The sequence below is a fragment of the Ekhidna sp. genome (assembly GCF_039960695.1).
Taxonomy (GTDB): domain Bacteria; phylum Bacteroidota; class Bacteroidia; order Cytophagales; family Cyclobacteriaceae; genus Ekhidna.
This window is the reverse complement of record NZ_JBDVKP010000018.1, coordinates 674,586-685,892: the sequence shown is the minus strand read 5'-3', so window position 1 is coordinate 685,892 and position 11,307 is coordinate 674,586. Positions and strand designations below refer to the sequence as shown.

Here is an 11,307-nt window from a genome sequence, read left to right as displayed (position 1 = left end):
TGGTTGATTCCAAATTAAGAGGGCAAAGCTATAAAGTATGGATTTAATAAGTTCTCTTTATTGTAAGTTAATGATGTGATACCATCTTGAAGTACAACACTTCCTCCAGCTTCTGACACGATAGCATGCGCTGCTGCAGTATCCCATTCCATTGTCGGAGCAAAGCGTGGATATACATCAGCTTTCCCCGAAGCAATAAGTAAGAATTTGAGCGAGCTTCCTTTAGAGACAATATCTGCTTCAGTGAATTTACTTATATATCTCTCGGTTTCTTCGCTCATGTGAGATCTTGACGCCACAACTTTTACTCCTGAATCAGTTAATTTCTTTTTAGAAGTATTTAATTGTTCGACTACTCCGTTTTGATCTTTAAAGGCACCGCTTTTTTCCGCTGCCCAATATAAATCTCCTAAAACAGGTGGGTATACGACCCCCAAAACGGCCTTCCCAGCGTGAATCAAAGCTATATTCACTGTAAACTCACCATTTTTCTTAATGAATTCTTTTGTCCCATCTAATGGATCCACCATCCAGAAATAATTCCATTTTGAGCGCTCATCAAAAGAAATATCTCTCCCTTCCTCACTTAAAATTGGAATATTAGTTTTTTTAAGAACATTTACAATTGCTTTGTGCGCCGCTTTATCAGCTAAAGTCAATGGTGAATTATCTGCTTTAGACTCAACAGAAAAATCTCCGGAATCGTATATTTTCAATATTTCTTCCCCAGCTATACGTGCTGCTTTCTTGGCAATTTCGAGAAGATTGCTTAAATCAACTATCATATTATCATTCCGGCGGCTACCGTTTCGTTAGTGGCCTCATCAACCAAAATAATGCTTCCTGTATTTCTATTTTTTTTATACGAATCTATGAACAGAGGTTTAGTTGTCCGAATCTGCGCACGACAAATATCATTTGCTGTAATATTTTTATCCTCTTCATTCCTATGTAAGGAGTTAATATCCAGCTTATAGCGAATTTCCTTAATCATTGCTTTTGCTTCTGCAGTGGTGTGACGAATTGTATATTTTGTTCTTGGCTGTGGTCCTTTATTATTTAACCAGCAAAGCATCACATCTACATCCTGCTGCGATTCTGGTTGGTTGTTTTGACGGACAATCATATCACCTCGGCTAATATCAATATCATCTTCCAAAGTAATCGTCACTGACATTGGTGCAAATGCTTCTTCTACAGAGCCATCGAATGTGTCTATGGTTTTAACCTTAGATGAAAACCCGGAAGGCAGAACAGTCACTTCGTCGCCTGGCTTGAACACTCCTCCAGCGATTCTCCCAGCATATCCTCGATAGTCGTGATATTGGTCTGTTTGCGGTCTGATAACTGTTTGAACCGGGAAGCGACAGTCAATGTGATTATGATCGCTTCCAATGTGGGTATTCTCTAGCGTGTATAATAGTGTTGATCCTTCAAACCATTTCATATTCTCGCTACGATTGACAACATTATCTCCTTTCAGTGCACTAATCGGTATAAATTGAACATCCTTAACATCTAATTTTGAAGCAAAATTTTCAAAGTCTCCTTTTATTTCATCGAATTTCTCTTGCTTGTAGTCAACCAGATCCATCTTATTTACACATACAATTATATGTGGTATTTGAAGGAGTGATGCAATAATTGAATGCCGACAAGTTTGCTCAATTACTCCCTTTCTTGCATCTATTAATATAAGAGCAATGTTTGCGGTAGATGCCCCTGTGACCATATTTCGGGTATACTGAATGTGTCCCGGGGTATCTGCTATAATAAACTTTCTTTTTGGAGTAGCAAAATATCTATAGGCGACATCAATCGTGATTCCTTGCTCCCTTTCATCCTTTAGTCCATCGGTTAACAGAGCTAGATCCACTTCTGACGCACCTCTTCTCTCACTTGTTTCTTTTACTTGATCAAGTTGATCTTCAAATATTGATTTAGAATCGTAAAGTAATCGACCAATCAATGTACTTTTCCCGTCATCTACACTTCCTGCTGTTGTGAACCTTAGTAGTTCCATGTCCAAGTATCCATCCATCTTCTTTATTGATTATTGATTAAAAATATCCTTCTTTTTTTCGATCTTCCATTGCTGTCTCAGAGCGCTTATCATCGGCTCTATTTCCTCGCTCAGTATGCCTGGCCGCAGCAACCTCTTCAACAATTTTTTCTAAGTTATCAGCTTCCGATTCAATACCTCCAGTAATCGTAATATCACCTAGTGTCCGAAACCTTAGCTTTTTATTGACAACTTCTTCTTTATCATCAATCTGGATAAAATCAGAAATAGGTAACCATGTACTGTTTCTCCAAATAACATCTCGTTGATGGGCAAAATAAAGAGAAGGAATGTCAATTTTTTCAGCTAAAATGTATTGCCACACATCCATTTCTGTCCAGTTGCTCAACGGAAACACTCTAAAGTGTTCTCCAAAATTTTGTTTTCCATTGAATATGTTCCACAATTCTGGGCGTTGATTTTTGGGATCCCATTGGCCAAACTCATCTCTATGCGAAAAAAATCTTTCTTTAGCTCTGGCCTTTTCTTCATCCCTTCTTGCTCCACCTATACATGCATCAAAACCGTAATCTTCAATTGTTTCTAAAAGAGTAATAGTTTGAATCGAATTTCGGCTCGCATTCTTCCCTTTTTCCTCAGCGGCTCTTCCATCATCAATCGATTTTTGAACAGATCCGACAATCAACTTGGCTTCTAATTTCTTGACCAGATTATCTCTAAACTCAATGGTTTCAGGAAAATTATGTCCAGTATCAATATGGACTAACGGAAATGGAATCTTTGCTGGATGAAAGGCTTTCCTTGCTAAATGTGTAATACAAATAGAGTCTTTACCTCCAGAAAAAAGGATAGCTGGCTTCTGAAACTGCGCTGCCACTTCCCTCAATATATATATGGATTCGGCTTCCAACTCTTTTAGATGAGTTAGATTATAGTTCTTCATATGCTTATTTTAGGTTCTATTTCTTCAATCAATTTTTGTAGACAATCTGTAATTGGATTGATGGCTGTAGAGATTTGAATATCGGGATTTTCCGGCGCCTCAAAAGGAGATGTAATGCCTGTAAAATATTTTATTTTCCCTTCTCGGGCTTTTTTATAAAGTCCCTTTACATCTCTTTTTTCGCATACTTCCAATGGACAATCCACATATACTTCAATGAAGTTTTCTTCTCCCACCAATTTTCTTGCCGAATATCTATCTTCTTTAAATGGAGAAATAAAAGCTGTAAAAACCAGCACGCCTGCGTCAATAAAAAGTTTAGATACTTCCGCTATTCTTCGAATATTTTCTTTCCTGCTTTCATCGCTGAAGTCTAGATCGCAATTTAAACCGCTACGAATATTATCACCATCAAGAATGTATGTATTGGTTCCTTTTTTGAAAAAATAATCTTCTAGCCCACTAGCCAAAGTCGATTTTCCAGAGCCCGAGAGTCCCGTGAACCATACAAGTTTAGGTAGGAAGCCATTTCTTTCTACTCTATCAGACTGAGTAATTTTGTATGAATGAGGAATAATATTTTTCTTATAATCTTCCATCGATCAAATTTTTAGGTAGTATGCCTTTCACATCATATATGATCGGTGTTGAATTTCTTATCTCGTTCCAATCCAATTTTAAAAAGCCTGAATGAGCGACTGCCAGTATAATCGCATCGTAGTTGGAGTCAATACTTTTTTCAAGTGCAATTCCGTATTCTTCCTTTACTTGAAATACCTCGGCACTTGGATCGTAGACCGAGACTTTTACGCCGTAGGTGATGAGTTCTTCATAAATATCAATGACTCGAGTGTTGCGGGTATCCGGACAATTTTCCTTAAAAGTGAACCCCAGAATCAAAACTTTTGATTCTGCACTAAGTTTTCTTTTCGATCCCAAAAGTTTAATGACCTTTTGAGCTACGTATTGCCCCATCTGGTCGTTTATTTTTCTGCCAGACAGAATTACTTGAGGATGATGGCCAACGGACTCAGCCTTTTGAGTGAGATAAAAAGGGTCTACTCCAATACAATGTCCTCCTACCAGACCTGGCTTAAATGGCAGAAAGTTCCATTTTGTTCCAGCAGCTTCTAAAACTTCATGGGTATCAATCTCAAGTTTATCAAATATGATAGCCAATTCATTAACAAAAGCAATATTGATATCCCTCTGTGAATTTTCAATCACTTTAGCTGCTTCAGCAACCTTAATTGATGACGCAAGGTGAGTCCCCGCTTTTATAAATGAGTTATAAAAAGCATCAACTTTTTTACTGGTTTTCTGGTTGCTCCCGCTGGTTATTTTTAAAATATTGTTAATACGATGCTCTTTATCTCCTGGATTTATTCTTTCAGGCGAATATCCGCAGAAGAAATTCTCATTAAACTTTAAACCGCTTTCTTTCTCTAGAATGGGGACGCAAACTTCCTCGGTACAGCCTGGAAAAACTGTAGACTCGTATACAACAATATCACCTGATTTAAGTAGAGATCCTACCATTTGAGAAGCTGAAATAATTGGCCTTAGATCTGGATTTTTATATTCATCAATTGGAGTAGGAACTGTTACAATGTAAAAATTACACTGTGACAAATCCTTTGCGTCTTTTGAATATTCCAACAATATTGAGGCTTCAAGGTCAGTTTTTGTGACCTCTAATGTTCTATCTATTCGAGACTTTAGTTCATCAATTCTTATAGAATTGATATCAAAACCTATGGTTGGATATAACTTGCCACTTTCAACTGCAAGTGGAAGCCCAACATAGCCTAATCCAACAATTCCTACTTTAAAATCCATTCCAATAATTTAGTGGGCAAAAATAGAAGTACTTAGCCTAAAACCTTTTTCTGAAAATATTCGAGGGTTGGCTCTAACCCCTGCGCGCGAGTAAATTTCGGTTCCCAGTCTAAAACTTTTTTGGCCAATGTGATATCTGGCTTTCTCTGTTTAGGATCATCCTTGGGTAAGTCTTTATAAATAATTTTTGACTTGCTACCCGTTAGGCGTATGATCTCTTCTCCAAATTCATTAATAGTAATTTCTTCTGGATTTCCAATATTAACAGGTTGAGCGTATTCACTATTGAGCAGTCTAAAGATTCCTTCAACTAAATCGTCAACATAAGTAAATGAACGAGTTTGAGAGCCGTCTCCAAATGCTGTGAGGTTTTCTCCGCGTAAAGCTTGTGAAATGAACGCTGGTAAAACTCTGCCGTCATCCAATCGCATTCTTGGGCCAAACGTATTGAATATTCTAACAATTCTGGTTTCTAACCCGTGAAATGTATGATATGCCATTGTAAGGGCTTCCTGAAATCTCTTCGCTTCATCATAAACCCCTCTTGGTCCTACAGGATTCACGTTACCCCAATACTCTTCATTCTGAGGATGAACTAATGGATCTCCATATACCTCAGATGTTGATGCAATTAGCATCCTTGCTCCTTTCTCTTTTGCAAGACCTAGACAATTAAGTGTTCCAAGTGAACCGACTTTCATTGTCTGAATAGGCATTTTTAAATAATCTATTGGGCTTGCTGGAGATGCAAAGTGAAGAATGTATTTAAGATCACCTGAAACATGAACATACTTTGAAACATCGTGGTGTTGGAACTCGAAATCCTTATTTCCCATTAAATGAGCAATATTCCCAATATCTCCAGTTAGCAAATTATCCATTGCTACCACGTGATATCCTTCTTTTATAAATCTGTCGCAAAGGTGTGATCCTAAGAATCCAGCTCCTCCAGTAATAAGTACTTTCTTCTTTGACATCTTAAAAATCAAGTTTTGTTTGTTTAAAGGATGGTAAATTCTGATCTTTTTCTGACAAGATTATTTCATCTTCCGAAACTCCCCAGCTTATATTTATTTCAGGGTCGTTGTAAATAATTCCAGAATCGTGCTCTTTAGAGTACAATTCATCAACCAGATACATGAGTTTAGCATGCTCACTCAGCACAAGAAATCCATGAGCCATTCCTCTGGGTATGTATAATTGCTTCTTATTGTGAGCAGATAATCTCACAATACAATACTGGCCAAAGGTCATTGAATCTGATCTTAAATCAACGGCCACATCAAGTAGTTCACCTTCGAGACACGTAACTAGCTTGGCTTGCGACTTTTCTTTTGTCTGAAAGTGTAGACCTCTTAAAACTCCTTTTGAGGATCTTGATTGATTAATTTGTTTTACTAAAAAATCAATTCCTGTTGATTTTCTGAACTTTTCAGAATTGAACCCCTCATAGAAGTATCCTCTTTCGTCTTCAAAGATATCTGGCTCGACAATCAAGCAATCTTTCAAATTAGTCTTTTCAATTTTCATTTTTAATTATATCAAGGAGGTATGCACCATATCCACTTTTCTTTAGCAGATCAGCAAGTTTTTCTAGCTGGGCTTTTGAAATGAAATTCATTTTGTATGCGATTTCTTCAATGCACCCTACTTTGAGTCCTTGACGTTCTTCTATAACCTGCACAAAGTTTCCTGCTTGCATCAATGACGCAAAAGTGCCTGTATCTAACCATGCTGTTCCTCTATCAAAAACCTGAACATTTAGCTTATTTTTCTTAAGATAGAAGTTGTTGATATCTGTAATTTCAAGTTCTCCCCTTGCGCTTGGCTGTACATTTTTTGCTATTTCAACAACATCATTATCGTAATAGTATAGCCCAGGAACTGCATAGCTAGACTTTGGTTTAACTGGCTTCTCTTCAATAGAAATTGCTTTCTGATTTTTATCAAACTCCACAACGCCATATCTCTCAGGATCATTTACGTGGTATGCAAACACGACTCCTCCATCTGGATCTACACATGCTTGAAGCTTTTTCGATAAACCGGATGCATAGAAAATATTATCTCCAAGAATAAGTGCGACATTGTCATCTCCAATAAAATCGGCTCCTATTATAAATGCCTCTGCTAAACCCTTTGGTTCATCTTGAACCGCATATGAAAATGAGCACCCTAAGGCCGTCCCATCACCTAATAAATCTTTAAAAATTGGCAAGTCTCTTGGTGTACTTATTATGAGAACTTCATTAATTCCAGAAAGCATTAATGTGGATAGCGGATAATAAATCATTGGTTTATCATACACCGGTAATATTTGCTTACTCATAGCGTAAGTCAATGGGTGTAGTCTTGTTCCTGAACCTCCCGCTAATATTATTCCTTTCATATACTATCTATTTTTGTAATGTTCATCGTAGTATTTAAGGTAGTCTCCAGACGTCACATCATCAAGCCATTTTTCGTTATTAAAATACCAATCGACTGTTTTTTCTAATCCCTCTTTGAATTGCAAAGATGGTTCCCATCCCAGTTCTTCATTAAGCTTTGTAGCATCTATTGCATATCTTAAATCATGTCCGGCACGATCTTTTACAAAGGTGATTAGTCGACTTGAGGTTCCTTGTCGGTTTCCTAGCTTCTTATCCATTATATCACATAGAAGATGGATCAAATCAATGTTCTTCCATTCGTTAAAGCCACCAATATTATAGGTCTCGCCGATTTTCCCTTTCTCAAAAATTAATTCAATCGCTCCGGCATGATCTTCCACATATAACCAATCTCTTATATTCTCCCCTTTACCATAAACTGGTAGTGGCTTCCTATTTTTAATATTATGAATCATTAATGGGATCAGTTTCTCTGGGAAATGGTTGGGGCCATAATTGTTGGAACAGTTGGAAATAACAAATGGTAAATCATAAGTATTTCCGTATGCCCTAACAAAGTGATCTGAAGAGGCCTTAGAAGCTGAGTAGGGTGACTTAGGATCATATGGAGTCTCCTCTGTAAAGAAGCCTTCATCTCCCAGTGATCCATAGACCTCATCTGTTGATACATGATAAAACCTACGATCATTTTTACCTTCCCAAGCTTCCTTTGCTGCATTTAAAAGATTTACGGTTCCTACCACGTTGGTTTGAATAAATTCCATTGGATTGGAAATAGATCTGTCAACATGCGATTCAGCTGCTAAATGAATTACGCCGACAAACTCATTTTCAGAGAAAATCTTCTGTAAGAATTTAAAATCGCAAATGTCTCCTTTTATAAATTCATAATTTGGTTCATTTTCTACATCCCTGAGATTTTCTAAGTTTCCAGCATAGGTTAGATTGTCAAGATTGATGATTTTATATTTATCACTTTTAATAAACCTCCGGACTACATGAGAGCCAATGAAGCCCGCCCCACCTGTTATTAATATTACTGAATCTTGTACCATGAGAATGTATTATTCTATTCTAACTATTATTTTTATACCAATCCATTGCTAAATTCAACCCTTGCTTTACATCAAATTCTGGATTGTAGCCTATATCGTTCTTTGCCTTAGAAATGTCAGCTAAGCTATGCTTAATATCTCCCTCCCTTTCATCTTGATACCGAGCCTCTATTTTTGTTCCTTCGATATCATTAATAAAATCAATAACCTCATTTAATGTAGTTCTATGACCACACGCGATGTTGTAAACATTGTTATAACAATTAATAGGTGCTTCTAATGATTTAATGTTGGCTTGAACAGCATTGGCAACAAAGGTAAAATCTCTACTATGATTTCCATCACCATTAATAATTGGGCTTTTTCCAGAAACGATAGCCTTGATAAATAGTGGAATCACTGCAGCATATGAACCATTAGGGTCTTGTTTAGGCCCAAAAACATTAAAATACCTCAAGCCAATTGTATTAAGACCATATACTCTTTGAAAAACATCAGCATACAATTCATTTACAAATTTTGTGACAGCATATGGAGATAGAGGCTTTCCTATATTATCCTCTTTCTTTGGTAATTCATGAGAGTCTCCATAGGTAGAAGAAGAAGCAGCATACACGACCCGCTGTACTTTGTTGTCTACAGCAGCTTTAAATACATTTAAAGTGCCAGTGATATTAACTTGATTAGAAGTTAGTGGATCTTTTATTGATCTTGGTACAGATCCCAAGGCTGCTTGATGTGAAATTGCATATGCATGCTTAGCCAAGTTCGACAAAAGTTGATAATCTAAAATGTCACCTTCTATAAACTCAAAGTTCCTTGCGCCAACAAATTCTTCAATATTCTTAATTGACCCAGTTGCTAAATTGTCTAAGCAAACAACTTGATAATTTCTATCTAAAAGTGATTCTATCAAGTTTGACCCTATAAATCCTGCCCCGCCTGTTACAAGAATTTTCTTCATCCGCTTATTTATTTAGGCTATTGATTGGTATTTTTCTCTTGATGAAAATGATTATATTCTATTCAAACCTTGAAATTTTATGCAATGCTAAATGGAATGTGAAGTATATGCAAGGTAAAAGGTCGTTTGAATTTACCTTTGCATCCTGTGAATAGCGTCCTTCAACTTATAAAAAAAGACTTAATCGTTGATTGGAGACAGCAAAATCCCATAACTGGTATTTTGCTTTATCTGGCATCTACCATTTTTGCTACATACATGGCATTTAAAGGTTTCGTTTCTATTGAAGTTTGGAATGCGCTTTTCTGGATTATTCTATTATTTACATCTATCAATGCTATTTCAAAGAGCTTTATTCAAGAAGAGAGACGTTCTCACTATTATTTCTTCCTATGTAAGCCGACAGAAATAATTTTAGCTAAGCTTATTTATTCATTTACCTACCTTTTTTGCATCGCATTAATTTCATTGGTTATCTATTCTGTTCTTCTTGGCAATCCGATTATTAACTATGGTCTCTTCATCCTCAACATGATATTAGGGTGCATTGGTCTAAGTGCGGCGTTTACTATGGTGTCTTCCATTGCTTTTAGATCCAGTAATCGTTCAATTATGATGGCCGTTTTAGGCTTTCCAGTGATCATCCCAGTTTTAATACTCTCCATTAGCAATAGCTTTAAAATCCTTGACAGCTACATATTAGTGCAGATTCAAGGTAACCTAACCGCGCTCTTATCCGTCGATGTGATTATCATTGCGCTCACATTCGTATTGTTCCCTTTTACCTGGAAATCATAATGGGTTATTTACTAAAAACTGATTGGTGGAAATGGTTGTGCGTTGCTCTCTTGAGTTATACTGTGATTGGTGGATTATTCCTTCCTGTGCCAGAGCTTCCAATTCTTAATGAAACCATTCGTGTTCTTCATTTCCATGTTCCTATGTGGTTTGGGATGATCTTACTTTTCCTGGGATCTGTGATTCATGCCATCAAGTATTTGAGGACGGGAGATAATAAATCTGATATTTATAGTGTGCAATTGGCCAATATGGGTATTGCCTTTGGCCTGCTTGGAATAATGACAGGAATGATTTGGGCTAATTATACTTGGGGAGAGCCTTGGAGTAATGACCCTAAACAAAATGCTTCTGCCATTTCTTTATTAATCTACCTAGCCTATTTCGTCCTAAGAAGCTCGATTCAGGATCAACAGCAGAGAAACCGAATTTCAGCAGTATTTAACATTTTTGCTTTTTTTCTTATGATTCCGCTATTATTCATACTGCCGAGAATGTCAGACAGTCTTCATCCAGGAAATGGTGGCAATCCTGGTTTCAACGCATATGACTTAGATAGCAACCTAAGAAAGGTATTTTACTTTGCTGTTATTGGATGGACACTTCTGGGATATTGGATGACAACTATCGCTATTAGACTCTCACTTGTAAAACAAAAATTGGAAGATGCTTAAATATATTTTAGGAATTGTGATGCTCATTGGAACTCAATTTGCACAAGCACAGGTTGAAATGGCAGATGACTTTAGAGGTGAAGGGAAGATCTATGTAGTGATCGCAATTATCCTTGTGATCCTTGGTGGTTTTTTCTTTCTAATGTTCAAATTGGATAAGCGTGCTAAGCGGTTAGAAAAAGAAATAAAGGAGAAATGAAAAAGAAATATATAGGCGCTATTGTAATCATTGCCATCGCTATTACGATGATCATTTCAATGACAGGTGATGCGAGTACTTACGTGAACTTTGATGAAGCGCGTGAGCTTTCTGAAAAAGGATTTAAGAAAAGTATACATGTGGTTGGCGAGCTTCCTAAGACAGCCTCTGGTGAAGTGGTTGGAATTGAAGAAAGCCCAGACAAACTATCGTTCAAATTTGAAATGATAGATGAAAATGGACTAAAGCAGAAGGTTTTATTTGCAGAACCTATACCAACTGACTTTACAAGATCTGAGCAGGTAGTTATTGTAGGAGCTTATCAAGGAGATAAGTTCGTTGCTGAAAAAATATTACTCAAGTGTCCTTCTAAATACCAGGAAGAGCCTGAATTTACTAGTTAAATCTTCGGCTAAATC

The 11,307-nt window shown here is 36.8% G+C and carries 14 protein-coding genes; 4 read left to right on the top strand and 10 right to left on the bottom strand.

The window, feature by feature from the left end; translation table 11 throughout:
* Positions 1-14: 14 nt before the first annotated feature.
* From cysQ to ABJG98_RS13130, 10 genes are read right to left on the bottom strand one after another with little or no spacing between them, the layout of a single operon-like run.
* On the bottom strand, positions 15-785 hold the full coding sequence (gene cysQ, locus ABJG98_RS13175; protein ID WP_348279989.1) for a 3'(2'),5'-bisphosphate nucleotidase CysQ: 771 nt from the start codon (positions 783-785) through the stop codon (positions 15-17).
* A complete protein-coding gene (gene cysN / locus ABJG98_RS13170; protein ID WP_348279988.1) occupies positions 782-2,041 on the bottom strand; it encodes a sulfate adenylyltransferase subunit CysN in 1,260 nt (419 codons plus the stop codon). Before cysN ends, cysQ begins: the two co-directional genes overlap by 4 nt.
* A gap of 19 nt (positions 2,042-2,060) precedes the next feature.
* Entirely contained in the window at positions 2,061-2,966 is a 906-nt protein-coding gene (cysD, locus tag ABJG98_RS13165) for a sulfate adenylyltransferase subunit CysD (protein ID WP_348279987.1), read from the bottom strand.
* Positions 2,963-3,565: an adenylyl-sulfate kinase gene (gene cysC, locus ABJG98_RS13160; protein WP_348279986.1), complete on the bottom strand. Its 603-nt coding sequence runs from the start codon at positions 3,563-3,565 to the stop codon at positions 2,963-2,965. The genes cysD and cysC overlap by 4 nt, the downstream gene beginning before the upstream one ends.
* Complete coding sequence (locus tag ABJG98_RS13155; RefSeq protein WP_348279985.1) at positions 3,552-4,805, bottom strand: nucleotide sugar dehydrogenase; 1,254 nt, start codon at positions 4,803-4,805, stop codon at positions 3,552-3,554. Before ABJG98_RS13155 ends, cysC begins: the two co-directional genes overlap by 14 nt.
* A gap of 32 nt (positions 4,806-4,837) precedes the next feature.
* Positions 4,838-5,782 carry a UDP-glucuronic acid decarboxylase family protein gene (locus ABJG98_RS13150; protein ID WP_348279984.1) on the bottom strand — a complete coding sequence of 315 codons (945 nt, stop codon included), beginning with the start codon at positions 5,780-5,782 and terminating at the stop codon, positions 4,838-4,840.
* A 1-nt stretch (position 5,783) separates the two neighbouring features.
* Positions 5,784-6,335, bottom strand: a complete 552-nt coding sequence (rfbC, locus tag ABJG98_RS13145; protein ID WP_348279983.1) for a dTDP-4-dehydrorhamnose 3,5-epimerase — start codon at positions 6,333-6,335, stop codon at positions 5,784-5,786.
* Positions 6,325-7,194, bottom strand: coding sequence for a glucose-1-phosphate thymidylyltransferase RfbA (gene rfbA / locus ABJG98_RS13140; RefSeq protein WP_348279982.1), 870 nt, complete (start codon positions 7,192-7,194; stop codon positions 6,325-6,327). Before rfbA ends, rfbC begins: the two co-directional genes overlap by 11 nt.
* 3 nt (positions 7,195-7,197) lie before the next feature.
* Positions 7,198-8,253: a dTDP-glucose 4,6-dehydratase gene (gene rfbB, locus ABJG98_RS13135; RefSeq protein ID WP_348279981.1), complete on the bottom strand. Its 1,056-nt coding sequence runs from the start codon at positions 8,251-8,253 to the stop codon at positions 7,198-7,200.
* Positions 8,254-8,272: 19 nt separating this feature from the next.
* Entirely contained in the window at positions 8,273-9,217 is a 945-nt protein-coding gene (locus tag ABJG98_RS13130) for an SDR family oxidoreductase (protein ID WP_348279980.1), read from the bottom strand.
* A 147-nt stretch (positions 9,218-9,364) separates the two neighbouring features.
* Between ABJG98_RS13130 and ABJG98_RS13125 the strand changes: the two genes are divergently transcribed.
* Genes ABJG98_RS13125 through ABJG98_RS13110 form a run of 4 tightly spaced genes read left to right on the top strand, consistent with a single transcriptional unit; the run spans position 9,365 to position 11,292 of the window.
* The gene (locus ABJG98_RS13125; RefSeq protein WP_348279979.1) at positions 9,365-10,015 is read left to right on the top strand and encodes a heme exporter protein CcmB; all 651 of its coding nucleotides are present in this window, start codon (positions 9,365-9,367) and stop codon (positions 10,013-10,015) included.
* Positions 10,015-10,689 carry a cytochrome c biogenesis protein CcsA gene (ccsA, locus tag ABJG98_RS13120; protein WP_348279978.1) on the top strand — a complete coding sequence of 225 codons (675 nt, stop codon included), beginning with the start codon at positions 10,015-10,017 and terminating at the stop codon, positions 10,687-10,689. Before ABJG98_RS13125 ends, ccsA begins: the two co-directional genes overlap by 1 nt.
* A complete protein-coding gene (locus ABJG98_RS13115; protein ID WP_348279977.1) occupies positions 10,682-10,888 on the top strand; it encodes a CcmD family protein in 207 nt (68 codons plus the stop codon). The genes ccsA and ABJG98_RS13115 overlap by 8 nt, the downstream gene beginning before the upstream one ends.
* A complete protein-coding gene (locus tag ABJG98_RS13110; RefSeq protein ID WP_348279976.1) occupies positions 10,885-11,292 on the top strand; it encodes a cytochrome c maturation protein CcmE in 408 nt (135 codons plus the stop codon). Before ABJG98_RS13115 ends, ABJG98_RS13110 begins: the two co-directional genes overlap by 4 nt.
* The last annotated feature ends 15 nt before the right edge of the window (positions 11,293-11,307 follow it).

Bases quoted from the DNA above. Each gene is read 5' to 3' on its own strand.
- cysQ (WP_348279989.1), bottom strand. From the start codon at position 785: ATGATAGTTGATTTAAGCAATCTTCTCGAAATTGCCAAGAAAGCAGCA.
- cysN (WP_348279988.1), bottom strand. From the start codon at position 2,041: ATGGATGGATACTTGGACATGGAACTACTAAGGTTCACAACAGCAGGA.
- ABJG98_RS13150 (WP_348279984.1), bottom strand. From the start codon at position 5,782: ATGTCAAAGAAGAAAGTACTTATTACTGGAGGAGCTGGATTCTTAGGA.
- ABJG98_RS13110 (WP_348279976.1), top strand. From the start codon at position 10,885: ATGAAAAAGAAATATATAGGCGCTATTGTAATCATTGCCATCGCTATT.
- ABJG98_RS13130 (WP_348279980.1), bottom strand. From the start codon at position 9,217: ATGAAGAAAATTCTTGTAACAGGCGGGGCAGGATTTATAGGGTCAAAC.
- ccsA (WP_348279978.1), top strand. From the start codon at position 10,015: ATGGGTTATTTACTAAAAACTGATTGGTGGAAATGGTTGTGCGTTGCT.
- cysC (WP_348279986.1), bottom strand. From the start codon at position 3,565: ATGGAAGATTATAAGAAAAATATTATTCCTCATTCATACAAAATTACT.
- ABJG98_RS13155 (WP_348279985.1), bottom strand. From the start codon at position 4,805: ATGGATTTTAAAGTAGGAATTGTTGGATTAGGCTATGTTGGGCTTCCA.
- rfbA (WP_348279982.1), bottom strand. From the start codon at position 7,194: ATGAAAGGAATAATATTAGCGGGAGGTTCAGGAACAAGACTACACCCA.
- rfbC (WP_348279983.1), bottom strand. From the start codon at position 6,335: ATGAAAATTGAAAAGACTAATTTGAAAGATTGCTTGATTGTCGAGCCA.
- cysD (WP_348279987.1), bottom strand. From the start codon at position 2,966: ATGAAGAACTATAATCTAACTCATCTAAAAGAGTTGGAAGCCGAATCC.
- rfbB (WP_348279981.1), bottom strand. From the start codon at position 8,253: ATGGTACAAGATTCAGTAATATTAATAACAGGTGGGGCGGGCTTCATT.
- ABJG98_RS13115 (WP_348279977.1), top strand. From the start codon at position 10,682: ATGCTTAAATATATTTTAGGAATTGTGATGCTCATTGGAACTCAATTT.